We start from the raw sequence: 21960 nt of genomic DNA on the forward strand, positions 1-21960 counted from the left end.
CTGACGGGCGCTAGACGCGCCGCTCCACCATCTTCTTCTTGATCTCGGCGATGGCCTTGGCGGGGTTCAGCCCCTTCGGGCAGACCTGCACGCAATTGAGAATGGTGTGGCAGCGATAGAGCCGGAACGGGTCTTCCAGCTGGTCGAGCCGTTCGCCGGTGCGTTCGTCGCGGGAATCGGCGATCCAGCGCCAGGCCTGAAGGAGAGCCGCCGGGCCGAGATACCGCTCCGGGTTCCACCAGTAGCTGGGGCAGGCCGTCGTGCAGCAGGCACACAGGATGCACTCGTAATAGCCGTCGAGCCTTTCGCGGTCTTCGCGGCTCTGCCGCCATTCCTTCTCGGGCATCGGCGAGACCGTCTGCAGCCAGGGCTCGATCAGCGCGTGCTGGGCGTAGAAGCGCGTGAGATCCGGCACGAGATCCTTCACCACCGGCATGTGCGGCAGCGGATAGACCTTCACCGCGCCCTTCACCTCGTCCCAGCCCTTGATGCAGGCGAGCGTGTTGGAGCCGTCGATGTTCATGGCGCAGGAGCCGCAGATGCCCTCGCGGCAGGAGCGGCGGAGCGTGAGCGTCGGATCGACCTTGTTCTTGATCCACAAGAGCGCGTCGAGGACCATCGGCCCGCAATCGTCGATATCGACCCAGTAGGTGTCGAGGCGCGGATTTTCCTCATCGTCCGGATCCCAGCGATAGATGCGGAATTCCTTCAGATGCTGGGAATCGGGCTTCGGCCAGGACTTGCCCTGGTGAACGACGGAATTCTTCGGAAGAGTAACCTGGACCATCTCGATTTCGTCTGCTGGAAAGTGACGGGTGGGCTTGGCCTAACCTGTGCTGCAAATGCGAAGGCGTCAACGTCTGAGGGCCGCCATGCCGTTCCGTAAGCGCGTTCCGGCGCCGCAGCTTGCCCGCCGATCTCTTGCGCCGGCGCGCGCTTGCGCGCAAGAGAGCGCCACGTGAACGAGGCCGGAGTAGTCGTCGGACCATGAATGATCAAGCGGGAAGCGCCGCCGCCCTTCGCATGCGCACGGGCGGCCAGATTCTGATCGACCAGCTGCTTGCGCAGGGCGTCAAGGCGATAAGCTGCGTGCCGGGCGAAAGCTACCTCGCCGCGCTCGATGCACTCCACGGCTCGAAAATCGACGTCGTCACATGCCGCAACGAGGGCGGCGCCGCGATGATGGCGGAGGCCGTCGGCAAGCTGACCGGGCGGCCCGGCATCTGCTTCGTCACCCGCGGGCCTGGCGCCACCAATGCCGCACACGGCGTCCACATCGCCGCACATGATTCGACCCCCATGATCCTCCTCATCGGCCAGGTGGAGCGCGCCATGCGCCATCGCGAGGCCTTCCAGGAGATCGACTACGGCCAGATGTTCGGCGACGTCGCCAAATGGGTCGTCGAGGTGAACGAAGCGAGCCGCCTGCCGGAATTCCTTGCCCGTGCCTTCCGCATCGCCATGCAGGGCAGGCCGGGGCCGGTGGTCATGTCGCTGCCGGAGGACATGCTGGTCGAGAAAGCCGCCGTCGCCGACGCGCCCTATGTCGAGCCGGCCGACAGCGCGCCTTCGCCCGCCGATCTTTCCCGTTTCGCCGGGCTCCTGGCCGAGGCGCGCCGGCCGATCGCGATTCTGGGTGGCTCGCGCTGGAGCGAGAAGGCCTCGGCCGATTTCGCCGCCTTTGCCGAGAGGACCGGGCTACCGGTCGCGACCTCGTTTCGCCGCGCCCATCTCTTTCCCGCCGAGCATCCGAACTATGCCGGCGATCTCGGCATCGGCCCGAACCCGAAGCTCTTCGAGCGGGTGAAGGAGGCCGATCTCATCCTTCTCCTCGGCGGACGGCTCGCGGAGATGCCTTCCGGCGGCTACACGCTCCTCGACGTGCCAACGCCGCGCCAGAGGCTCGTGCACGTTCACCCAGGCGCGGAGGAGCTCGGCCGGGTCTATCAGCCGGCATTGGCCATCCAGGCGAGCCCCACGGCCTTCGTGGAGGCGCTTGCGGGCACCGCGCTCAATGTCGGCCCGGCGGCCCAGCAGGCCGGCGCCACGCATCAGGAGTATCTCGATTTTTCCGGCACGCCGCTGAAGGTGCCCGGCGCCTTCCAGTACGCCGAGGCGATGGTGTGGCTGCGCGAGCGGCTGGGCCCCGACGCCATCATCTGCAACGGCGCCGGCAACTATGCTGCCTGGATCCACCGCTTCTACCGCTTCCGCCGGTTTGCGACGCAGCTCGCCCCGGTCTCCGGCTCCATGGGCTACGGCGTGCCCGCGGCGGTCATGGCCAAGCGCCTCTATCCGGAGCGGAACGTGGTCGCTTTCGCCGGCGACGGCTGCTTCCTGATGAACGGCCAGGAATTCGCCACCGCGGTCCAGCACGGCATCGCCGTCATCGTCGTCGTCGTCGACAATTCCATGTACGGCACCATCCGCATGCATCAGGAGAGCCGTTATCCAGACCGGGTCTCGGCAACGGACCTTTCCAACCCCGATTTCGCCGCCCTGGCCCGGGCCTATGGCGGCCATGGCGAGACGGTGGAGACCACCGAGGAGTTCGCGCACGCCTTCGAACGCGCCCTCGCCGCGAAGAAGGCCGCGATCATCCATTGCAGGCTCGATCCGGAAGCCATCACGCCGGCCAAAACGCTCACCCAGCTGCGCGCCAGCAAGGTGTCCAACTGATATATAAGCATTTGCAGAGATAGGGAAATTTGGGCGTCGAAGGCCGAGACGGGAGAATCAGTGGCTGAGCTGAGTTTCAATCGGGACCTTGAAGGCGAGGCCGGCGAAGTCGTCCGCCTTTCGCCGTTCATTCGCAGGGTCCTGGCGCCCAATCCGAGCCCCTTCACCTTCCGGGGCACCTGCACCTACATCGTCGGCAGCGGCAAGGTCGCCATCATCGATCCCGGCCCGGCCGACGAGGCGCACCTTCGCGCGCTGCGCGATGCCGTCGGGCAGGAGACGGTCTCGCATATCGTCCTCACCCATACGCACCGCGACCATTTTCCGCTCGCCATTCCGCTCGCCGAGGCGACGGGGGCGCCGATCGTCGGCTGTCCGAAACCGCGCGCCGTGCTCGCGCCACCGGTCGGTGCAGCGCCCCTGCCGGCCTACGAGCCGGACCGGATTCTCGCCGATGGCGAGCGGCTTGAAGGCGAGGGTTTCACGCTGACCGCCGTCGCGACCCCCGGCCATGCCTCCAACCACCTCTGCTTCGCGCTCGCCGAGGAACCCGGCACCCTCTTTTCCGGCGATCATGTCATGGCATGGTCGACCTCTGTGGTGATCCCGCCCGACGGCGATATGTCGGAGTATCTCGCCTCGCTACGCCTGCTGCTGGAACGCGACGACACGATCTACTGGCCGGGGCACGGTGGGCCGGTGCGCGAGCCGAAGCGCTTCGTGCGCGCCCTCCTGCAGCATCGGCGCCAGCGCGAGGCCGCCATCCTGAAGGCGCTCGGCTTGACGCCCCGCTCCATCGACGAGATCGTCTCCGAGATCTATCGGAAGCTTCCCCCGGCGCTCTTCGAGCCGGCAGCGCAGTCGACACTGGCGCATCTGCAGGCGCTGGTGCGGCGAGGCGAGGTGTCGGTGGAGGACGGCGAACCGTTGCGGGGTGCCCGCTACCGGCTGAGCTAAGGCCGAGGCCGCCACCTCCCGCTAATCGGCAAGCGCCTGGAGGGCGAGGCCGGCCGCAACCCTGCCGAAAAAAGCCACCCGAGATAAAGCACAAAACGGGCGGGCGGACGGCGCGGAGCAAGGAGATATCTTGAGATCTATCGAAATTACAGAACGGCGAGCGCTCCTTGAGGCGCCCGCGGCGGTCCCTCTCCGATCGTTGGCTTCGTTCTGCTTGCGGCACTCCGCCCGGCAGGTCTGAGCTTTTGGGCTACGTCCGGGCAGGAAGATGCCGGAAGGCCCATTCGTTGTAGCCTTCCGTGCCGCGATACCAGGGGGTCGCATCATCCGGCGTCTCGCCGTGGTTCCAGCGCGTCGCATGCCCTACGCCAGCCGCTTCCAGGATGAAGAGCCGCCTGCGCCGGTCCTGATGGATGTCCTGCCAGAGCGCCTGACTGTCCCATTTCTGGCGAGCCTGCCCGGCGAAACGGTTCACGACTTCAGCGTATTCCGGATCGGCCGCCAGGTTCCTGCGCTCGTCGGGGTCGGCCTCGATCTCGAAGAGCAGCGGCGGGTCGACTTCCGAATGAAGATACTTGAACCGGCCCTGCCGGATCATGAGGATCGGAGCCGGCGTCGCCTCGGCGAGGTATTCGGCGTAGACCGCCCGATCCTGGGAAAGTTGCGCGTCGTCCAGGTACGGCGTCAGATCGATACCGTCGAGCGGCTCCACCGGGCTCGTCCAGCCGGCCCCCTCGGCAAGGCCCATGAAGGTGGGCAGAAGATCGACGAGCGAGGCGAGGCCGTTGACGCGCTTCGGCGATTTCCCCGGGGCCGCGATGAGCAGAGGCACCCGAACCGATGGCTCGAAGAAGTGCTTCTTGAACCACATGCCGCGCTCGCCGAGCATCTCGCCGTGGTCGGAGGTGAACACAATCGCCGTGTTCTCGGCAAGGCCCGCCTCTTCCAGCGCGAAGAGCAGCTGACCGAGCTTGTCGTCGATATAGCTGATTGAGCCGTAATAGGCGCGCCGCGCGCGGCGGATATCCTCGGCCGCGAACTCCACGCCGAGCAGCGCGAAACTTTCCAGAAGCCGCAGCGAATGCGCGTCCTGTTCTTCGGGATCGAGCGCCGCCGTGCGCGGCATCGGAATCTCGGCGTCTTCGTAAAGCTCCCAGTATTCCGGCCGGCAGAGATAAGGATCGTGCGGATGGGTCCACGACACCTGCAGGAAGAACGGCCGATCGTCTTCCTCGTCGCGGGCCACTTCGTAAAAATACTGCTGCGCCTCGAAGGTGACGCGGTCATCGTAATCCATCTGGACGGTCCGGCCGGCGACACCCGACACCGTCACGGCCCTTGTATCGTTGGTCTCGCGCTTGGAAAGCCCGCTCTCCCTCGGCACCCAGGAATAGTCCGCCGGATAGACGTCGGGCGTCAGGCGGCGCTCGAAGCCGTGGAACTGATCGGGGCCGATGAAGTGCATCTTGCCGGAAAGCGCGGTCTTGTAGCCGGCGCGACGCAGATAATGCGCATATGTCGGCACCGACGCGCGCATATCGGCGGCGTTGTCATAGGCCCCGATGCTGGAGCAGAGCTGCCCGGTCGCCATCGAAAACCGCGACGGCGCGCAGAGAGGAAAGTTGCAATAGGCGCGCTCGAACACGGCGCCGCGCGCGGCGAGCCGGTCCAGATTGGGCGCATGGCAGATTTTGTCGCCGTAAGCGCGCAGCGACTCCGCCATGAGCTGGTCGACCTGGACGAAGAGAATGTTGAGTCTGTCGTTCATTGGGTTGTCCTTCAGGCCTCCTTGGGCCTGATCCTCGACGGGCGCAGCCTGCGACGCCACGAAACGAATGTGCGTTGAGGCCACGCCTTTTTGCTCTTGAATGCTCCCGCTCCACCCTGAGGGCGGCCGGCCTCAATCGCGCGCCGCCTCCCGCGCCGCTTCCAGCCATTCGTCAAAGGTCTCGCGGTGGTAGGCGACCCAGGCCCTCGCCTGGTTGAGAAGGTCGGAGTCGCTGTCGGCGCCGTTGTAGATCGCGAGCTGTGCCGCGTTCACGTCGTTCAGCGGGATCTTGACGTGCTCGAAGAAGGTCGCGGCGGCCGGATTGTTCTCGTAGAATTCGCGGTTGGCGAGAATGTAGACGTCGTTCACGGCGAAGCCTGGGTTGAAGCCGTTCTCCTGTTCGGTGTCGGCGTCGGGATCGTTCGGCATCGCGGAAAAGGGCACGCTGAGCTGCGTCGTATCCTCGCCGGGCACCAGGATGTCGCCGACCCAGTTCGGCGACCATGTGTAGTAGAGGATCGGCTCGCCGTTCCGGTAGCGCGCCACGGTGTCGGCAATGATGGCGGAATAGCTTCCCTGGTCGTGCTCGACCGTGTCGCGCAGACCGAACGCATCGAGCTGATGCTCGATCACCGCCTCGCAGCCCCAGCCGGGATTGCAGCCGGCAAGGTTGGCTAGGCCGTCGCCATCGGTGTCGAAGAGGGCGGCGATCTTCGGATCGGTGAGCTGCGCCAGGTTGGTGATGCCGTATTTGTCGGCCGTTGCCTTGTCGACGTAATAGCCCTGCCCCGCGTTGCTCGTGATCGGCCCGGCGCGCACCATCGTCTTCTCGCCACCGGCCTTTTCGTAGAAGGCGTCGTGGAGGGGCTTCCAGTTGTTGGCCGTGTAATCCGCGTCGCCCTGACCGACGGCAAGGTGCAGGACAGGAAAGTCGGCCTCGCGCATCTCGGCGACCTCGTAGCCAAGCTCCTCAAGTCCCAGGTTGACGACCTGATGCCATAGCCAGGAATTCATCGGCGGCGACTTGATCGGCTGAACGGTCACGCCATTGCCCGGCATCTCCTGAGCCAAGCCGCTCGATGCCATAAGGACGCCGACCGCGATCGTACCGACACTTGCAAGGGAACGAAGCGCGAGAGGACGAAGCATGAAGATCTCTTTGGGTTGTTGTCTGAAAAGCTGTTTGGAACGGATATAGAGGTTGGGCTCCAGCCCCTTCCAGTTGCCAATTGCGTAGCGCTGCGTTAACCGCTGCTTTATGGCAACAAGCCGAAAATACGCCCATCTCCTCAGACATCTCGTCGTTTTCGAGACGGCATGCCGTACGAAAAACTTCTCGCGAGCCGGCGAGGTACTGGGCATTTCGCGCGTTGCGGTGAGCCGTCAGATTGCCGAGCTGGAAGCCCATCTCGACACACGCCTCTTCACGCGGGCGCATCGCAGCGTCCATCCCACGCGCGCCGGGGTCGAACTGGCCTCATTCGTGGAGCCGGCGCTTGCCTCAATCACGGAGGGGCTGGAAAAAATCCGCCATCCGAAATCTGCGCGCCGCCTGCGGGTCACGACGACGGCAGCTTTTGCAACGCTCTGGCTGATGCCCCGGCTTGTCGGCTTTTCGGCCGAGCACCCGTCCATCGAGATCGATCTAGCGGTCTCCGACCGCTATCTGGATCTCGATGCCGACGAGATCGACATTGCGATCCGCTACGGACCGCATGCGCCAACCGGAGCGGTCCCGCTCGCGCGCGAAATGATCGTGCCCGTCTGGAGCCCGAGCTACGAGCCGCGCACCCCGCTGACGCGGCCGGAGGACCTGCTTTCAGAGCGCCTGCTTCAACTCAGCGGCCGCTACCGGCCGGAAGCGCGATGGGATCACTGGTTCGCAACGCGCGGCCTCGACTTTCCCGGCGCAACGCTCAGCACACAGGTCGACAGCTACATCACCATGCTGCACGCGGCACTGGAGGGGCAAGGCATCGCGCTCGCGGGCAACCCCTTGATCGACACCCATCTGGCGGAAGGCCGCCTTCTCACCATGCAAGGCGCCGAGCCGCTTGCGCGCGACATCTACTGGCTCGTCATAGGCAACGCCCACCACGCGGGCGCTTCCGCCTTCGCATCCTGGATCGCGGCCTTCTTCTCGGCGGAGAATCCTCTCGCCGCGGCGTCCGTGCACGCCGAAAGCCACCGGGCATAGGAGGGGCGGGCTCCCCTGGGAGCGCCCGCCTTCCTCATGAGCCTCGCGGCGGCGCTCTTCGAAACGGCGGCGCAATCGACCCTCGCCCACATGATCGACCTCGTCTCCCGGGGCGAGATCGAGAGCGACACGGGAGAGGCGGCGCGCGCCGCTCGCTGCACGAGGTGCTAGGGGGCGCAACTGCGGCGCGGGCACTCCGCCCTTCCTCGCCGCAGGCGCGAAGCCGCCACAAAAGCTCTGCCGTTTGCGTCACCATTCCGCCGCATAGCCCCCTTAGCCGGCTTCCTAGGTTCTGCGTCATCGGAAGACCCATGGCAGAGATTTCCCGCCGCGCCGCGCTTGTCGGCGCGGGCGCCCTCGCCCTCAGCCCCCTCGGCCGCGGCCCGCTCGCGGCATCCCTGCGCCAGGCGGACGGCGGGATCGTTTACGGTGCGCCGGAGGCGTTTTCCTTCCATCGTCTGAAGGAGACGGCGCGAGACCTCGCGCGCCGGCCATGGAAAGCCGCCAGCTCCCCAGCGGATTCGATCCTGCAAGAGATCGACTACGACGCCTATTTCCGCATCGTCTTTCGCACCGACCATACGATCTGGGCCGATGGTGACGAGGGCGCCCCGATCCAGTTCTTTCATCTCGGCCGCTATCAACGTGAACCCGTCTCCATCTCGATCGTACACGACGGCGCCGCCCGCGAGGTTCTCTACCGCCAGGCCTATTTCGACATTCCCGACGGCCACGTCGCCCGCCGCCTCCCGCAGGATATCGGCTTTGCCGGCTTTCGCGTCATGGGCGAGCAATTGAAATGGGACTGGCTCTCCTTTCTTGGCGCCTCCTATTTCCGCTCTCCGGGCAGCGGCCGGCAATACGGGCTTTCCGCACGCGGCGTCGCCATCGATACGGGGCTTGCGCGCGGCGAGGAGTTCCCGCGCTTTACGCGCTTCTTCCTTCAAGCCGTTCCGGGCGAGCGCGGCCGCCTCATCGTTTACGCGCTCCTGGAGGGCCCGAGCCTGACGGGTGCCTATCGCTTCGACTGCACAAGGCCCGGCGGCGTCGTCATGGAGACCGCGACGGAACTCTACCCGCGCAAGGCGATCGAGCGGCTCGGCATCGCCCCGCTCACCTCCATGTTCTGGTATTCGCAGAAGGACCGACGCCACGCGACCGACTGGCGCCCGGAAATCCACGATTCCGATGGGCTCGCCATCTGGACAGGCAGCGACGAGCGCATCTGGCGCCCGCTCAACAATCCGCCGGCGATCATGACCAACAGCTTCGCCGACGAGAACCCGAAGGGCTTCGGTCTTCTCCAGCGCGACCGCAACTTCGACCATTATCAGGACGACAACGTCTTCTATCACCGCCGCCCCTCGCTCTGGGTGGAGCCACGGGGTGAATGGGGGCGCGGCGCCGTGCAGCTCGTCGAGATCCCGACCAACGACGAGACCCATGACAACATCGTCGCCTACTGGGTGCCGGAGGAACGCCCCCGGCCGGGCCGGGCGATCCGGCTCGCCTACCGGCTCCACTGGAATGCCGGCGAGCCCTATCCGAGCGGCGCCGGGCGCGTCGTAGACACCTTTCTGGGTGCCGGCGGCATTCCCGGCCAGAACCGTCCGAGGGACGCGCATCAGTTCGTCGTCGACTTCGCCGGCGGCGAGCTTGCCCGTTTCGCGGCGCAGGACGGCGTGACGCCCGTCGTCAGTGCCTCGCGCGGCCGCATCGGGCGGGCGGGCGCCTATCCTGTCGTCGGCCGGCCCGGTCTCTTCCGTGCCGCCTTCGAACTTCACGCCGCGGGCCGTGAGCCGGTCGATCTCCGCCTCTATCTGAAGCACGCAGAGGAGGCGCTGACGGAGACCTGGATCTATCAGTTCTTTGCCGAGGATGACCGGCTCGCAAGCCGGGGCTGACGCGCGGCCGGAACGCCTATTCCTGCCAGAACCATTTGGCGCATTCGCGCCGCCGCTCGGCCTCCTCGATGCCGATATCGGCGAGGCGAAAGGATGGTAGCTCGGCCAGCTGGCGGCGTTCGCGCGACCTTCGGATCCACAGACCAATGGAGACGACGAGGCCTAGGCGTTTGTGCGTTGCTGTGATGACATGACTGTGCATGTCTTTCAAAAACCCCTTCATACGGGGGCATTCAAACGATAAGATCGCGCGCGTTATGTGCATTTATCTCACATGAAGCGAAACCTGCCCTCGCTCAATGCTCTGCGCGCTTTCGAGGCGGCGGGCCGCCATGGCCGCATGTCGCTCGCCGCCGAAGAGCTCTGCGTGACGCACGGCGCCGTCTCTCGCCAGGTGCAGCAATTGGAGGATGCGCTCGGCGTCGCGCTCTTCGAGGGGCCGAAGAATTCTCCACGCCTGACGGAAGCCGGGCGAAGCCTCCTGCCCGGACTCACAGCCGCCTTCGACCAGCTTGACGCCTCCGTGCGACGCATCGCCGAGACGCGTTCCAGCGTCCTCGATCTCGCCGCCAGCGGCACCCTGGCGATGCGCTGGCTGATCCCGCGCCTGCACGCCTTTCAGGAGCGCCACCCCGAAGTGGAGGTGCGACTGACGGCCTGCGACAGCGACGACCAGTTCGCCCGCATCGACTACGACGTCGCGATCCGCGTCGGCGCGGGCCCCTGGCCGGAGGGAATGGATGTGGGCGAGCTCTTTGCGGAGCGGACCGGGCCGGTACTGTCGCCTTCCCTCGCCCGGCTCCTGCCGCGCGACATCGCCGGCCTGCCCATGCTGCACACCCGCACGCGCCCGCACGCCTGGCGCCAGTGGGCGGACGCCTCCGGGCACCGCAATCCGGCAGGCGACATGGAGAAGGCGCCGGCGGCCTCGGTCTATCAGCGCTTCTACTACATGCTGGAGGCGGCAACGGCCGGCCTCGGCGTCGCCATCGGGCCCTGGCAGCTCGTCGCCGACGACGTGCGCGCCGGCCGGCTGCTCGCTCCTTTCGGCTTCGCGCCGAGCGGCAACGCCTATGTCGCCCTCTCGCGCCCGCGCCCACCGGCAAAGGTAAAGCTCCTCCTCGAATGGCTCTTCGAGGAAGCAAGGCGCTTCGAGGAGGAGACACCGGCGGAAGCCGGCGACTGAGCGCCGCCGACCTCCCGTTTCACATGCCGCAGATGCGGCGTCACGCCTTGGCAGGCACGCGATAGGTCCCCTGCCGCTCCAGCATCCAGCCCGGATATTCGGCCGGCAGGCGGCTCGCCTCGTCGAGCGTGTTCAGCTCGGCTTCGGAGAGCTTCACATCAACGGCGCCGAGATTGTCCTCCAGCTGGTCGACGCGCTTGGCGCCGATGATGACGCTCGTCACGGCCTCCTGGTGCAGGAGCCAGGCGAGCGCGATCTGCGCCACGCTCACGCCGTGCTCTTCGGCGATCGGCCGCATGGCGTCGAGAACGGTCCAGCCGCGTTCCTTCTCCACCGGCGGGAAGTCGAAACTGGCGCGTCGCCCGTCTCCGGATTTCTCATCCTCGCGGCTGTACTTGCCCGAAAGCAAGCCGCCGGCGAGCGGGCTCCACACCATCAGCCCGACCCCTTCCGACTTCAGCATCGGCACGATCTCGCGCTCCAGGTCGCGGCCGGCGAGCGTGTAGTAGGCCTGCAGCGATACCGGGCGCGCGAGGTTCTTGCGCTCGGAGATACCGGTCGCCTTCGCCACCTGCCAGGCCGCCCAGTTGGAAAGGCCGATGTAGCGGACATGGCCGTGGCGCACGAGCGTGTCGAGCGCTTCCAGCGTTTCCTCGATCGGCGTCGCCACGTCGAAGCCGTGGATCTGGTAAAGGTCGATATGGTCGAGCTGCAGCCGCTTCAGGCTCTTCTGGACCTCGCCGAGGATGTGGTAGCGCGAGGCGCCGGTGGCGTTCGGGCCTTCGCCGACGCGGCCGAAGACCTTGGTGGCCACGACCACTTCGTCGCGGGGAATGCCGAGGTTCTTCAGCGCCTTTCCGGTGATCTCCTCCGACAGGCCCTCGGCATAGACATTCGCCGTGTCGATGAAATTGACGCCAGCCTCGAAAGCCCGTTTCACCAGCGCCTCGGACTCCTCCTGGGTGAGAGCGCCGATATTGCGCCAGATGCCTTGGCCGCCACCGAAGGTCATGGTGCCGAGGCAGAGTTCGGAGACGAGCAGGCCGGTACGGCCGAGTGGGTTGTATTGCATGAGATGATCCTTGGTCTCGGATGGTCGCCCTTTCGGGGCTTTGCGAAGGGCCCGAAAGGGGTGGAGGGCTTTCCGGCATGGGTCGGACTTCCCTCTCCTCGGTAATCGTCCCGGCGGGCGGCTCAGAAAGGCCAGCTGCGCCGGATGCTCCCCAGATGGAGCGCGCCCGCTCTGCAGACGACCGAGATGCTGCCCGGTTCTTGCACGATCCTCGCAACGCCCCAGATTCGCCTTGGCTGGGCCTGCGGTCTGCCCCCATCCTTCGGCCGCGACAGGAGACCCTCCCAATGCACATACCCGCACTCGGCGAGATCGGCGACCTCATCCAGCGCCACTGCGAGGGAGAGCGCTGCGACACGCCGATCGCCCGGCTTAGCCTCATCCGCTCCGATGCACCGACAAGCCCTTCCCCGGGAACCTACAAGCCGGTCGTGTGCCTCGTCGCACAGGGCGCGAAGCGGGTGATGCTGGGCGAAAGGCTCTTCCGTTATGGCGCCGGCGATTACCTGATCGTCTCGGTCGATCTGCCCGTTGTCGGCGAGATCTGTCAGGCGAGCCGCGAGGAGCCCTACCTCGCCCTGGCGATCAGTCTCGAAACCAGGCTCCTCGCCTCCATGCTTCTGGAATTGGGAGAAGCCCAGGAAGAAGCTCCGGTCACACCCGGCTTTTCCGTCAGCGCGGTAACGGCGGAGCTTGCCGACTCGCTCCTTCGCCTGATGCGGCTGCTCGACCGGCCGGAAGACATCGCCATGCTCGCGCCGCTGGTCGAGCGGGAGATCCTGTACCGGCTCTTGAAGAGTCCGCAGGGCGCCACCATTCGCCAGATCGCGCTGGCCGACAGCCGTCTCAGCCAGGTCAGCCGCGCCATCGCCTGGATCAAGGAGCACTACGACCACCCGCTGAAAATCGAGGACATGGCGGAGGTCGCCGGCATGAGCCCTTCCTCTTTCCATCGCCATTTCAAGGCGGTGACCGCAATGAGCCCGCTCAATTTCCAAAAGCAGATCCGCCTGCAGAAGGCGCGCCACATCCTTCTGACCGAGCGCGCCAATGCCGGCAGCGTCGGCTTCGCCGTCGGCTACGGCAGCCCCTCGCAGTTCAGCCGCGAATACGCCCGGTTGTTCGGCGCGCCCCCGGCGCGCGATGCAGCCCGGCTGCGCGGCGTTCCGGTCGCGGAGGCCGGGCTCGGCGAGACAGCCTAGGCACCCAACGGGCGCGCAACCGGGCGTGCCGGCCTCTCCGCGTCGGCCCGCTCTCAGGACGCCAGAGCGACCTTCCCACCGCCTTCCGGCGGCCGGCTCAGGGACGTTAACGGCATGTTGAGATCGCAACGGATATTGTCGCGATATCTGCAAGAAGTGCGAGAGTTTTGTCGATGGAAGAGCGACGCCTGGCCGAGCGTTATCCGGCAGCCGTGCAGGCGGCGATCGTCTCGCCGAACCTTTTCGCGCGGATTCTGATCCGCGACATCAGCACAAGCGGCGCTCGCATCGAGTTCCTGCGCTCGGTTGCTCTTCCCGAGACTTTCCGCCTGCGCATTCCCAATTGCGAGACGCTGCCCGCCCATGTCGTCTGGCAGGAAGGAACCCTGGCGGGCATCTGCTTCTCCAGGACGATACGCGAGACGACGGTCCTCAGCCTCGCCCAGGGGCCTCACGCCGCCGCGCTGCACCACTCGCCGGGCTGGGCCTAGAGATCCGTGACAGCAGGCAAGACGGCGCGGCCGGCAAAGCCGGCGCAGCGTCGTCTCGAAAGCTGTTCTGGAAGAGAAACTGGAGCGGGCGATGGGATTCGAACCCACGACCCCAACCTTGGCAAGGTTGTGCTCTACCCCTGAGCTACACCCGCATCCGTAAGGCTCCGCTGCCGGAGCGGTCGCCTATATGGCGCAACCGATGGCCCATTGCAACACCCGATGAGAGGCTGCCCGCAAACCGGTTCCGGCAAGGCTTGCAGGCAGCTCCAAAGAAGGTGGCGATCGCCGCCATTCTCCTCGCCTTGTGCCCGCCCGTCCCCTTCTTTAGAGCCGGCTGCAGCGAGACGGGCGATCGACGGATATTGCCCCCGACAGGAAAGGCTGACCGATGGCCAAGGGCCGCGCGGAACTGATGGCGTTTCTGGATGGTCTCGGCATCGAGACGCAGACCGTGGAGCATCCCCCGCTCTTCACCGTCGCCGAATCGCAGGACCTGCGCGGCGAGCTGCCGGGCGGACACACGAAGAACCTCTTTCTGAAGGACAAGAAGGGTGCCGTCTTCCTCGTCGTCGCCGAAGAGGAGGCCGCGATCGACATGAAGACGCTGCACAAGCGCATCGGCTCGGCCCGCCTTTCCTTCGGCAAGCCGGAGCTCCTCTTCGAGCTGCTCGGCGTGGTGCCGGGCTCCGTCACCCCCTTTGCGATCATCAACGACGAAGCGGGTGCCGTCGCCGTCATTCTCGACGAGCCGCTCCTTTCCCACGAGCAGCTGAACTTCCACCCGCTCGAAAACACCGCCACGACGCGGATTGCCCGCGCCGATCTCCTCGCCTTCCTGAAGGCCGCCGGCCACGCGCCGCAGGTGCTGGCCGTCTCCGGCGAAGATGCCTGAGAAATTTCGCTTCAGGACGGCGCGAGCAGAGGACCTCGTCGCCCTCAACCGCCTGACCCAGTCCTCCGCCGCATATGACGGCGCCTATCGCGCCATCCTCCAGGGCTACGAGATCACAGCGCGGCAGCTTGACGCCGGGCTCTTCGTCCTTGCCGAGCAGGATGGAGAGATCCTCGGCTATTATGGCCTCAAAAGCCGCCCGGAGCCGGAGCTCGATCTCTTCTTCGTCGCCGACGGCGCGCAAGGGTCGGGTCTCGGCCGCCGCCTCTTCGCCCACATGTGCGACAAGGCCACCGCCGAGGGTTTCAGAAGCATCAGGATCGTCTCCCATCCCCCGGCACTGCGCTTCTACGAGAAGATGGGCGCGCGCCGCGTCGGCACGGAGGCACCGCGCGGGCGCATCGCCTGGGAGCGGCCGATCCTGACGCTGCATCTTTCGGGCCGGCAGGCCGCGTCCCGCCCGGTGCGTGACACGCGGGGGCAGGACGAGACCTGACCCGATTGCTTTCCGCACGGCCTTCGCCACATAAGGCGACGAGCACAAGACAGCCGAAAGCAAGCGGCCGAAAGCAAACGAAGGAAGCCGATCATGAGCGAGCAGGGATTCATCCTCGGCGGACAGGCAAGACCCGCCGGATCGGGCGGCGGCGAGGCGCCGTCCGGTGCCTCCGACCTGATCAAGGAGACGACCACCCAGGATTTCCGCGCCGACGTCCTGGAAACCTCGCGCACCGTGCCCGTTCTCGTCGATTTCTGGGCGCCCTGGTGCGGGCCCTGCAAGCAGCTCACTCCGATCCTGGAAGCGGCCGTGCGCAAGGCAGGTGGCAAGGTGCGCCTGGTCAAGATGAACATCGACGACCATCCGCAGATCCCCGGCCAGCTCGGCATCCGCTCCATCCCCGCCGTCATCGCCTTCCAGAACGGCCAGCCGCTCGACGGCTTCATGGGCGCCGTGCCGGAAAGCCAGGTGATGGCCTTTATCGAGCGGGTCGCGGGCCCGGTCGGCCCCTCATCGGCCGAGGCGAAGGTGGAGGCGGGCGAAACGGAGCTTGCCGCCCGCAACCCCGCGGGTGCCGCGGGCCTGTTTGCCGAGGCACTGGCGGAGGAGCCGGAAAACGCCGCGGCGCTTGCTGGTCTGGTGCGCTGCGAGATCAGCCAGAACAACCTGCCGACGGCCCGTGCCCTCCTGGAGCGTGCCCCGGCCTCGATCGAGAACCACGAGGCGGTGGCCGCCGCCCGCGCGGCGCTCGAACTAGCCGAACAGTCCGCCGATCTCGGCGATCCGAACGAGCTGCATCGCCGGCTCGAGGTGGACCCAGCCGACCATCAGGCGCGCTTCGACCTCGCGCTCATCCTCAATGCCCGGGGCGATCGCGCCGGCGCCGCCAGCCAGCTCATCGAGATCGTCCGGCGCGAGCGCGAATGGAACGAAGAGGCCGCCCGCAAGCAGCTTTTGCAGTTCTTCGAGGCATGGGGTCCGAAAGAACCTGCGACTGCGAAGTTTCGTCAGCGCTTGTCGTCGCTTCTTTTCGCCTAGTTCTCTAGGAGGACAAAGCACTTGAAGAGGTATCCCGCATGGCCATCCAGGCCGGCAATCGCTGTTACACAGGACCCGCCGATCTGCCCAGGCGCATGCCGATATTCCCTCTTTCCGGCGCGCTGCTTCTTCCCGGCGGCCAGCTTCCGCTGAATATCTTCGAACCGCGCTACATCGCCATGATCGACGATGCGCTCCGCGGCGACCGGCTGGTCGGGATGATTCAGCCCTGCCTCGGAGACGAGCACGACTGCCTGACCGCCTCGCTCTGCCGCGTCGGCTGCGCGGGCCGGCTCACCCAGGTCGCCGAGACCGGAGACGGGCGCTACCTCATCACCCTGACGGGCGTCGCGCGCTTTTGCATTCGCAACGAATTGCCGATGCACTCCGGATATCGCCATGGCGAGGTGTGCTTCGAGGAGTTCCTGGAGGATTTCGAGCCGCGCCAGGGCGAGGAGGAGATCGACCGTCCGGCTCTGGTGAAGGCGTTCCGTACCTATCTGAGCGCGCACGACTTGGAGGCGGATTGGGAGAGCGTCGACCGTGCTTCCAATGTCGGGCTCCTGACGGCGCTCTGCATGATGAGCCCCTGGGGTCCGGCCGAGAAGCAGGCACTTCTGGAAGCGCCCGACCACAAGAGCCGGGCCGAGACATTGATCGCCATCGCGGAGCTCTCTCTCGCCGGGGGAGATGGCGAAAGCCCGGTCCATTAGGCAGGCTTGCCGCGGCGTGTGACAGGAGGACGCAGAGGTGGAGAAGGAAACAGCGGCGCCCGAAAGCGGCGCCGGGGAAACAAAGCCGAGGCGCGTCGATCCGAAGCTGCTTGAGCTTCTCGTCTGCCCGGTGACGCGCACGGCGCTCCAATACGACCGCCAGCGCCAGGAACTGGTCAGCCGCGCCGCACGCCTCGCTTATCCGATCCGCGACGGCATTCCGATTCTGCTTGAAGAAGAGGCCCGGCCTCTGGAAGATTGATCCGGGGTGCGGGGGCATGGACACGGAAAGCGGCACGGCGACGAAGCGGGGCGCAGAGGCCCGCGAAAGGCTCGTGAACGCGGCTGCCGATCTCTTCTGGCGGCAGGGCTTTTCCGCCACCTCGCTCGCCGAGATCGGGATCGCCGCCGGCATCCCTCTCGGCAACATCTATTATTACTTCCGCTCCAAGGCCGCGCTCGCCGACGCCGTGGCCGCCATGATGGAAGAGCAGATGCAGGCCGCGCTCACCGAGCTCGCCGCCTTCTATGCCGATCCGCGGGAACGGCTGCTTGCCCTCGTCGAACTCCTGGAAGGCTCGGTCTCGATCCGGGCCGTGCAGGGCTGCCCGATCCGAAGGGCCGCGGCCGATTTCCGCATCCCGGCTCCGGACGCTTCGGCCCGGGCGGGCAAGGTCCTGGCCGATATGGAGACCTGGCTGGCGACGCAGCTCGGCGCCGCGGGCCTTTCGCAGGAAGAGGCGCAAAACCGGGCCACCGAAGCGCTGGCGCTCTGGCAGGGCGGCATCGCTCTCGCCGAATCGCGCCAGGAAGAAGGCCCGCTCCTGGAGGCGCTCACCGCCATGCGAAGACGGCTTTCAGCCCCCCCCTCAGACGCGCTTCCGGTTTGAGCGCGCCGCGATTTGGTTCGCGCGCGAGAGCGTTCCGGTTCCGAACGAAGCGGATGACGGCGCAGATCGTTCGTCCCGGCAAACATGCGGCCTGAATCGACGCGGCACATCCCGCCGCGTGGCGGGAGGCTCCCTTCGCGGATGGCCTAAAGCGCTTCGCCGCGCATCAGCCGGGGCAGCTCGCCGCCAAGCCCCGCCGCCTCCTTGATGAAGTTGCGCTTCAGCCTCGGCAAGCGGTCGACAACGCCGAGACCGACGCTGCGCACCGCCCGCAACACGCCGTTCTCCTTGGAGAAGAAACGATTGAGCAGATCGGTAGTGACGCCCATCTGGAAGGTGTCGAAACGCCGCCACCTTTCATAGGGCTTCAATGTCTCGATATGGCCGATGTCGAGGCCGATCCGGTTCGCCCCGACTACAATCTCGGCGAGCGCCGCCGCGTCGCGGAAACCGAGATTGAGGCCCTGTCCGGCGATCGGATGGATGCCGTGCGCCGCATCCCCGAGAAGCGCGAAGCGCGGCCGCACGAATTCGCGCACCAGCGTCAGGCCGAGCGGATAGCCCTGGCGCGGCCCGTCGAGCGTGATCGCCCCCAGATGGTGGCCGAAGCGGCGCTCCAGCTCCAGCTGGAAGACGAACTCGTCTTCCGCCAGCAGCTTCTTCGCCTCCTCCTCGCGCTCCGTCCAGACGAGCGAGGAACGGTTGCCGGTGAGCGGCAGGATGGCAAAGGGCCCGGAGGGCAGGAAATGCTCCATCGCGACACCGTTATGCGGCCGCTCATGGGCGACATTGACGACGATCGCCATCTGTTTGTAGCGCCAGGAAACGGTATGGATGCCGGCCTTGGAGCGCAGGCCCGAGCGCACCCCGTCCGCCGCCACCAGGAGCTTCGCCTCGATCTTTCCGCCCGAGCCGAGATCGATCGCTACGGAGCCCGGCCCGACCGAAAAGTCGGCGACCGTCTCCGGCGCCAGAATTTTCACCCCGGCCTTTTCCGCGGCCTCTTTCAGCGCCGGGCCGAGCGCGCCGTTCGGCACCATGTAGGCAAAGGGCTCGCCGTCGGAGAGCGGCTCCTCGAAGGTGAGGAAGACCGGCCGCACGGCATCGCCCGTATCGCTGTCGGTGATTTCCATCCCGCGCACGGGCTGGGCCTCGGCGGCGATCTTCGGCCACACGCCGAGGGTTGAAAGCATGCGCTTGGCGGCGGCCGCGATGGCGGAGGCGCGCTGGTCGTTTGCCCCGCCGGAGGGCTTCGCCGCGTCGATCACCATGACGTCGAGGCCGGGAGCGCCGCTCTTGATCGCGAGCGCCGCCGTCATGCCGGCCGAGCCACCGCCTGCGATCACCACATCCGCCCGCTTCGTCTTCGCCATTCCGTCTTCCTTCCTGTGGGTCGCGTACCCGCTCCCCGCTCATTCCTCGTCCGGCCGATCCGGCGTCGGAGACCGCGCTTGACTTCGCGCCTTCGCCCGACAACGTTTCCCGCCTTCATCGGCTCCATTGCGACGGGGAGCCGCCCCGGCGTCCCTCCGACGGCCGGCGCCCGCTTACGACCGCGCCCCAGGATCTGCAACATGACGAACGGCATCGCCAGCCTCCTTGATATTCTCGACCTTGAGACTCTGGAGCACAACCTCTTCCGCGGCCGCAGTCCGCAGGTCGGCTGGCAGCGCGTCTTCGGCGGCCAGGTCATCGGCCAGGCGCTGGTCGCGGCGACCCGCACCGTGCCGCTCGACCGGCATGCCCATTCGCTGCACGGGTATTTCCTGCGCCCCGGCGACCCCTCCGTGCCAATCATCTACGAGGTCGACCGCATCCGCGACGGATCGAGCTTCCTCACCCGGCGGGTGATCGCCGTCCAGCACGGCGAGGCGATCTTCTCCATGTCCGCGTCCTTCCAGAAGGAAGAGGACGGCTTCGACCACCAGACGACGATGCCCGACGTGCCGGCGCCGGAAGAGCTGATGAGCGAGGCGGAGTTCAAGCAGCTCGTCATGGCGAGCAAGGCTCCCGAAGCCGTCAAGGCCTACTGGCGGCGCGAGCGGCCGATCGAGTTCCGGCCCGTCGACCTGGAGCACTACATCTCCCGCAAGGCCCTGCCGCCGGAGCAGATGGTCTGGTTCCGCGCCACCGGCGCCGTTCCTTCAGATGGGGCGCTGCAGAAATGCATGCTCGCCTACGCTTCCGACATGACGCTTCTCGATACCGCGCTCTTTCCGCACGGCCGTTCCGTCTTTTCGCAGGATATGCAGGTAGCGAGCCTCGACCACGCCATGTGGTTCCTGCGCCCCTTCGATACGACCGAATGGATGCTCTATGCGCAGGAGAGCCCTTCCGCCTCGCATGCGCGGGGCCTCTCGCGCGGCAACGTCTACAGCCGCGACGGGCGCCTCGTCGCCTCTGTCGCGCAGGAAGGCCTGATGCGACCCCGGCCTCTCCCCAGGTGATCGATTTCTAGGCAAATCACTGCCTAAGCCCATTTGCTGGGCAGAAATTCGGAGCGCGAGCCGGGCCATCCTTGCCCCGCGCAGGAACATTTTCTTTCGAAATCAAAGAAACTTGGGAGCGCCGCGCCGGATGGCACAGCGCTTGATTAGCCATGCCCGTTGAGGCGGCAGCCTTCAGCGGTGCCCACAAGGTGACCGCCCCTGTCGTCCGGATAGGGAGATGATGACAGAGATGAGACTGATCGTTGCGATCATCAAGCCGTTCAAGCTCGATGAAGTTCGCGAAGCCCTCACCAATCTCGGCGTGCAGGGCCTCACCGTCACGGAAGTGAAGGGCTATGGCCGACAGAAGGGCCATACGGAGATTTATCGCGGCGCCGAATATGCCGTGAGCTTCCTTCCCAAGCTGAAGATCGAGGTGGCCGTCGAGGCCGCGGCCGCCGAACGGGTCGTGGAAGCGATCGCTCGCGCCGCCAAGAGCGGCCAGATCGGCGACGGCAAGATCTTCGTCGTCAATGTCGAGCACGCCGTGCGCATCCGCACGGGCGAAGTGGACAAGGAAGCCCTCTGAGTTCGGGGGTAGGAGAGGACTGTCGAATGAATATCTCAAAGCTTCTGAAGGGGGTGGGGCTTTTCGGGGCGATTGCCCTTCTCGCCCAGCCGGCGCTGGCCCAGGACGCCGCGCCCACGCTCGACACCGGCGACACGGCCTGGATGCTGACATCCACCGCGCTCGTCCTGATGATGACCATTCCGGGCCTCGCGCTCTTCTATGGCGGCATGGTGCGCAAGAAGAACGTGCTGGCGACGGCGATGCAGAGCTTCGCTATCTGCTGCCTCGTCACGGTCATCTGGATGGTGTGCGGCTACTCGCTGGCCTTCACCGACGGCGGTGCCTTCAACGCCTATGTCGGCGGCCTCGACAAACTGTTCCTGGCGGGCATCGGCCCGGACACGCTGAGCGGCACCATCCCCGAGACGGTCTTCATGACCTTCCAGCTCACCTTTGCCATCATCACGCCGGCCCTCATCACCGGCGCCTTCGCCGACCGGATGAAGTTCTCGGCGATGCTCTGGTTCATGGGCATCTGGAGCGTCGTCGTCTATTCGCCGATCACCCATTGGGTCTGGGGTGGCGGTTTCCTCTCCGAGGCCGGCGTTCTCGACTTCGCGGGCGGCACCGTCGTCCACATCAACGCCGGTATCGCTGGCCTTGTCACCGCCCTAGTGCTCGGCCGCCGTCGCGGCTTCGGCGCGGAGAACATGGCACCGCACAACCTCGTCCTGTCGCTGATCGGCGCTTCGATGCTCTGGGTCGGCTGGTTCGGCTTCAACGCCGGTTCGGCGGTTGCGGCGAACGGCACGGCCGGCATGGCCATGGCCGTCACCCAGATCGCCACCGCAGCCTCCGCTCTCGCCTGGATGTTCGGCGAGTGGGCCGTGAAGGGCAAGCCGAGCGTGCTCGGCATCATCTCCGGCGCGGTCGCCGGCCTCGTCGCCATCACGCCGGCCTCCGGTTTCGTCGACCCGATGGGCGCGCTCATCATCGGCATCGCCGCCGGCCTCGTCTGCCTTGCCGCCGTCGTCTGGCTGAAGCCCGCCCTCGGTTACGATGATTCGCTCGATGCCTTCGGCGTCCACGCGGTCGGCGGCATCGTTGGCGCCGTCCTGACGGGTGTCTTCGCCCGCGAGGCGATCGGCGGTACGCCGGGTCTCATCGAGGGCAATCCCGGCCAGGTGGTGACGCAGATCTATGGTATCGGCGCCACCGTCATCTGGAGCGCTGTCTGCGCCTTCGTCATCCTCAAGGTCATCGACATGGTGATCGGCGCCCGCGTCTCGCCGGAAGTCGAGACCGAAGGCCTCGACATCAACCTGCACGGCGAGGTCGTGCAGTAGGCTTCGGCCGAGACCTCTTCATAGGCATGGCCCGGCCGCTTCGGCGGCCGGGCCTTTTTTGTCTTGGCCGCAGATGAGCTTCGCGGCGGTCTCCCGCTCAATATTTAGGCGGGCCTCCTGAGG

Annotated in this window: 23 protein-coding genes and 1 tRNA gene; 17 read left to right on the forward strand and 7 right to left on the reverse strand. The window is 66.3% G+C overall.

Annotated features, from left to right (window positions below; genetic code table 11):
* Positions 1-10: 10 nt before the first annotated feature.
* Positions 11-787 carry a succinate dehydrogenase iron-sulfur subunit gene (locus CLD20_RS17390; protein WP_224407937.1) on the reverse strand — a complete coding sequence of 259 codons (777 nt, stop codon included), beginning with the start codon at positions 785-787 and terminating at the stop codon, positions 11-13.
* Between the two features lie 236 nt (positions 788-1023).
* Between CLD20_RS17390 and CLD20_RS17395 the strand changes: the two genes are divergently transcribed.
* Positions 1024-2679, forward strand: a complete 1656-nt coding sequence (locus tag CLD20_RS17395) for a thiamine pyrophosphate-binding protein (protein ID WP_224407975.1) — start codon at positions 1024-1026, stop codon at positions 2677-2679.
* A 60-nt stretch (positions 2680-2739) separates the two neighbouring features.
* Complete coding sequence (locus CLD20_RS17400; protein ID WP_224407938.1) at positions 2740-3636, forward strand: MBL fold metallo-hydrolase; 897 nt, start codon at positions 2740-2742, stop codon at positions 3634-3636.
* 250 nt (positions 3637-3886) lie between these two features.
* Here CLD20_RS17400 and betC read toward each other — a convergent pair whose 3' ends face one another.
* Positions 3887-5404: a choline-sulfatase gene (betC, locus tag CLD20_RS17405; protein ID WP_224407939.1), complete on the reverse strand. Its 1518-nt coding sequence runs from the start codon at positions 5402-5404 to the stop codon at positions 3887-3889.
* 132 nt (positions 5405-5536) lie between these two features.
* Entirely contained in the window at positions 5537-6553 is a 1017-nt protein-coding gene (gene proX, locus CLD20_RS17410) for a glycine betaine/L-proline ABC transporter substrate-binding protein ProX (RefSeq protein ID WP_224407940.1), read from the reverse strand.
* Between the two features lie 109 nt (positions 6554-6662).
* On the opposite strand from proX, the gene CLD20_RS17415 reads away from it, so the two are divergent.
* From CLD20_RS17415 to CLD20_RS17420, 3 genes are all read left to right on the forward strand, one after another.
* Positions 6663-7601, forward strand: a complete 939-nt coding sequence (locus CLD20_RS17415) for a LysR substrate-binding domain-containing protein (RefSeq protein WP_224407941.1) — start codon at positions 6663-6665, stop codon at positions 7599-7601.
* Positions 7602-7637: 36 nt separating this feature from the next.
* Entirely contained in the window at positions 7638-7772 is a 135-nt protein-coding gene (locus tag CLD20_RS20280) for a hypothetical protein (RefSeq protein ID WP_255599969.1), read from the forward strand.
* Between the two features lie 140 nt (positions 7773-7912).
* On the forward strand, positions 7913-9505 hold the full coding sequence (locus CLD20_RS17420; protein ID WP_224407942.1) for a glucan biosynthesis protein: 1593 nt from the start codon (positions 7913-7915) through the stop codon (positions 9503-9505).
* Positions 9506-9521: 16 nt separating this feature from the next.
* On the opposite strand, the gene CLD20_RS17425 is transcribed toward CLD20_RS17420, so the two are convergent.
* Complete coding sequence (locus CLD20_RS17425) at positions 9522-9707, reverse strand: DUF1127 domain-containing protein (RefSeq protein ID WP_224407943.1); 186 nt, start codon at positions 9705-9707, stop codon at positions 9522-9524.
* A 72-nt stretch (positions 9708-9779) separates the two neighbouring features.
* Between CLD20_RS17425 and CLD20_RS17430 the strand changes: the two genes are divergently transcribed.
* Entirely contained in the window at positions 9780-10691 is a 912-nt protein-coding gene (locus CLD20_RS17430; protein WP_224407944.1) for a LysR substrate-binding domain-containing protein, read from the forward strand.
* A gap of 40 nt (positions 10692-10731) precedes the next feature.
* On the opposite strand, the gene CLD20_RS17435 is transcribed toward CLD20_RS17430, so the two are convergent.
* Positions 10732-11763 (reverse strand): aldo/keto reductase, encoded by a 1032-nt coding sequence (locus tag CLD20_RS17435; RefSeq protein ID WP_224407945.1) that lies wholly within the window; start codon positions 11761-11763, stop codon positions 10732-10734.
* A gap of 287 nt (positions 11764-12050) precedes the next feature.
* On the opposite strand from CLD20_RS17435, the gene CLD20_RS17440 reads away from it, so the two are divergent.
* Both CLD20_RS17440 and CLD20_RS17445 read left to right on the forward strand, forming a co-directional pair.
* On the forward strand, positions 12051-12965 hold the full coding sequence (locus tag CLD20_RS17440; RefSeq protein WP_224407946.1) for an AraC family transcriptional regulator: 915 nt from the start codon (positions 12051-12053) through the stop codon (positions 12963-12965).
* Positions 12966-13138: 173 nt separating this feature from the next.
* Positions 13139-13456 (forward strand): PilZ domain-containing protein, encoded by a 318-nt coding sequence (locus CLD20_RS17445; protein WP_224407947.1) that lies wholly within the window; start codon positions 13139-13141, stop codon positions 13454-13456.
* Between the two features lie 80 nt (positions 13457-13536).
* Here the strand turns inward: CLD20_RS17445 and CLD20_RS17450 are convergent.
* A tRNA-Gly gene (locus CLD20_RS17450) sits at positions 13537-13611 on the reverse strand.
* Between the two features lie 236 nt (positions 13612-13847).
* Between CLD20_RS17450 and CLD20_RS17455 the strand changes: the two genes are divergently transcribed.
* The 6 genes from CLD20_RS17455 (at position 13848) to CLD20_RS17480 (ending at position 17491) form a co-directional block, all read left to right on the forward strand.
* On the forward strand, positions 13848-14351 hold the full coding sequence (locus CLD20_RS17455) for a prolyl-tRNA synthetase associated domain-containing protein (RefSeq protein ID WP_224407948.1): 504 nt from the start codon (positions 13848-13850) through the stop codon (positions 14349-14351).
* The gene (locus CLD20_RS17460; protein WP_224407949.1) at positions 14344-14847 is read left to right on the forward strand and encodes a GNAT family N-acetyltransferase; all 504 of its coding nucleotides are present in this window, start codon (positions 14344-14346) and stop codon (positions 14845-14847) included. Before CLD20_RS17455 ends, CLD20_RS17460 begins: the two co-directional genes overlap by 8 nt.
* 93 nt (positions 14848-14940) lie before the next feature.
* A complete protein-coding gene (gene trxA, locus CLD20_RS17465) occupies positions 14941-15888 on the forward strand; it encodes a thioredoxin (protein WP_224407950.1) in 948 nt (315 codons plus the stop codon).
* A 95-nt stretch (positions 15889-15983) separates the two neighbouring features.
* A complete protein-coding gene (locus tag CLD20_RS17470) occupies positions 15984-16601 on the forward strand; it encodes an LON peptidase substrate-binding domain-containing protein (protein WP_224407951.1) in 618 nt (205 codons plus the stop codon).
* Between the two features lie 37 nt (positions 16602-16638).
* The gene (locus CLD20_RS17475) at positions 16639-16863 is read left to right on the forward strand and encodes a Trm112 family protein (protein WP_224407952.1); all 225 of its coding nucleotides are present in this window, start codon (positions 16639-16641) and stop codon (positions 16861-16863) included.
* 16 nt (positions 16864-16879) lie between these two features.
* Positions 16880-17491: a TetR/AcrR family transcriptional regulator gene (locus tag CLD20_RS17480; RefSeq protein WP_224407953.1), complete on the forward strand. Its 612-nt coding sequence runs from the start codon at positions 16880-16882 to the stop codon at positions 17489-17491.
* Between the two features lie 146 nt (positions 17492-17637).
* Here CLD20_RS17480 and CLD20_RS17485 read toward each other — a convergent pair whose 3' ends face one another.
* Entirely contained in the window at positions 17638-18864 is a 1227-nt protein-coding gene (locus tag CLD20_RS17485) for a ubiquinone biosynthesis hydroxylase (protein ID WP_224407954.1), read from the reverse strand.
* Positions 18865-19065: 201 nt separating this feature from the next.
* Here CLD20_RS17485 and tesB point away from each other — a divergent pair, with 201 nt between their 5' ends.
* The 3 genes from tesB (at position 19066) to CLD20_RS17500 (ending at position 21837) form a co-directional block, all read left to right on the forward strand.
* A complete protein-coding gene (gene tesB, locus CLD20_RS17490; RefSeq protein WP_224407955.1) occupies positions 19066-19938 on the forward strand; it encodes an acyl-CoA thioesterase II in 873 nt (290 codons plus the stop codon).
* A 232-nt stretch (positions 19939-20170) separates the two neighbouring features.
* Complete coding sequence (locus CLD20_RS17495) at positions 20171-20509, forward strand: P-II family nitrogen regulator (RefSeq protein WP_224407956.1); 339 nt, start codon at positions 20171-20173, stop codon at positions 20507-20509.
* 26 nt (positions 20510-20535) lie between these two features.
* Positions 20536-21837, forward strand: a complete 1302-nt coding sequence (locus CLD20_RS17500; protein ID WP_304504370.1) for an ammonium transporter — start codon at positions 20536-20538, stop codon at positions 21835-21837.
* Positions 21838-21960: the final 123 nt, after the last annotated feature.

The sequence above is a fragment of the Afifella sp. IM 167 genome, assembly GCF_020144925.1.
Lineage (GTDB): Bacteria > Pseudomonadota > Alphaproteobacteria > Rhizobiales > Afifellaceae > Afifella.

What these genes read in the sequence shown, in the direction of transcription:
- CLD20_RS17390 (WP_224407937.1), bottom strand. Translation starts at nt 787, where the DNA reads ATGGTCCAGGTTACTCTTCCGAAGAATTCCGTCGTTCACCAGGGCAAG.
- CLD20_RS17395 (WP_224407975.1), top strand. Translation starts at nt 1,024, where the DNA reads ATGCGCACGGGCGGCCAGATTCTGATCGACCAGCTGCTTGCGCAGGGC.
- betC (WP_224407939.1), bottom strand. Translation starts at nt 5,404, where the DNA reads ATGAACGACAGACTCAACATTCTCTTCGTCCAGGTCGACCAGCTCATG.
- proX (WP_224407940.1), bottom strand. Translation starts at nt 6,553, where the DNA reads ATGCTTCGTCCTCTCGCGCTTCGTTCCCTTGCAAGTGTCGGTACGATC.
- CLD20_RS17415 (WP_224407941.1), top strand. Translation starts at nt 6,663, where the DNA reads ATGGCAACAAGCCGAAAATACGCCCATCTCCTCAGACATCTCGTCGTT.
- CLD20_RS20280 (WP_255599969.1), top strand. Translation starts at nt 7,638, where the DNA reads ATGAGCCTCGCGGCGGCGCTCTTCGAAACGGCGGCGCAATCGACCCTC.
- CLD20_RS17420 (WP_224407942.1), top strand. Translation starts at nt 7,913, where the DNA reads ATGGCAGAGATTTCCCGCCGCGCCGCGCTTGTCGGCGCGGGCGCCCTC.
- CLD20_RS17425 (WP_224407943.1), bottom strand. Translation starts at nt 9,707, where the DNA reads ATGCACAGTCATGTCATCACAGCAACGCACAAACGCCTAGGCCTCGTC.
- CLD20_RS17430 (WP_224407944.1), top strand. Translation starts at nt 9,780, where the DNA reads ATGAAGCGAAACCTGCCCTCGCTCAATGCTCTGCGCGCTTTCGAGGCG.
- CLD20_RS17435 (WP_224407945.1), bottom strand. Translation starts at nt 11,763, where the DNA reads ATGCAATACAACCCACTCGGCCGTACCGGCCTGCTCGTCTCCGAACTC.
- CLD20_RS17440 (WP_224407946.1), top strand. Translation starts at nt 12,051, where the DNA reads ATGCACATACCCGCACTCGGCGAGATCGGCGACCTCATCCAGCGCCAC.
- CLD20_RS17445 (WP_224407947.1), top strand. Translation starts at nt 13,139, where the DNA reads ATGGAAGAGCGACGCCTGGCCGAGCGTTATCCGGCAGCCGTGCAGGCG.
- CLD20_RS17455 (WP_224407948.1), top strand. Translation starts at nt 13,848, where the DNA reads ATGGCCAAGGGCCGCGCGGAACTGATGGCGTTTCTGGATGGTCTCGGC.
- CLD20_RS17460 (WP_224407949.1), top strand. Translation starts at nt 14,344, where the DNA reads ATGCCTGAGAAATTTCGCTTCAGGACGGCGCGAGCAGAGGACCTCGTC.
- trxA (WP_224407950.1), top strand. Translation starts at nt 14,941, where the DNA reads ATGAGCGAGCAGGGATTCATCCTCGGCGGACAGGCAAGACCCGCCGGA.
- CLD20_RS17470 (WP_224407951.1), top strand. Translation starts at nt 15,984, where the DNA reads ATGCCGATATTCCCTCTTTCCGGCGCGCTGCTTCTTCCCGGCGGCCAG.
- CLD20_RS17480 (WP_224407953.1), top strand. Translation starts at nt 16,880, where the DNA reads ATGGACACGGAAAGCGGCACGGCGACGAAGCGGGGCGCAGAGGCCCGC.
- CLD20_RS17485 (WP_224407954.1), bottom strand. Translation starts at nt 18,864, where the DNA reads ATGGCGAAGACGAAGCGGGCGGATGTGGTGATCGCAGGCGGTGGCTCG.
- tesB (WP_224407955.1), top strand. Translation starts at nt 19,066, where the DNA reads ATGACGAACGGCATCGCCAGCCTCCTTGATATTCTCGACCTTGAGACT.
- CLD20_RS17495 (WP_224407956.1), top strand. Translation starts at nt 20,171, where the DNA reads ATGAGACTGATCGTTGCGATCATCAAGCCGTTCAAGCTCGATGAAGTT.
- CLD20_RS17500 (WP_304504370.1), top strand. Translation starts at nt 20,536, where the DNA reads ATGAATATCTCAAAGCTTCTGAAGGGGGTGGGGCTTTTCGGGGCGATT.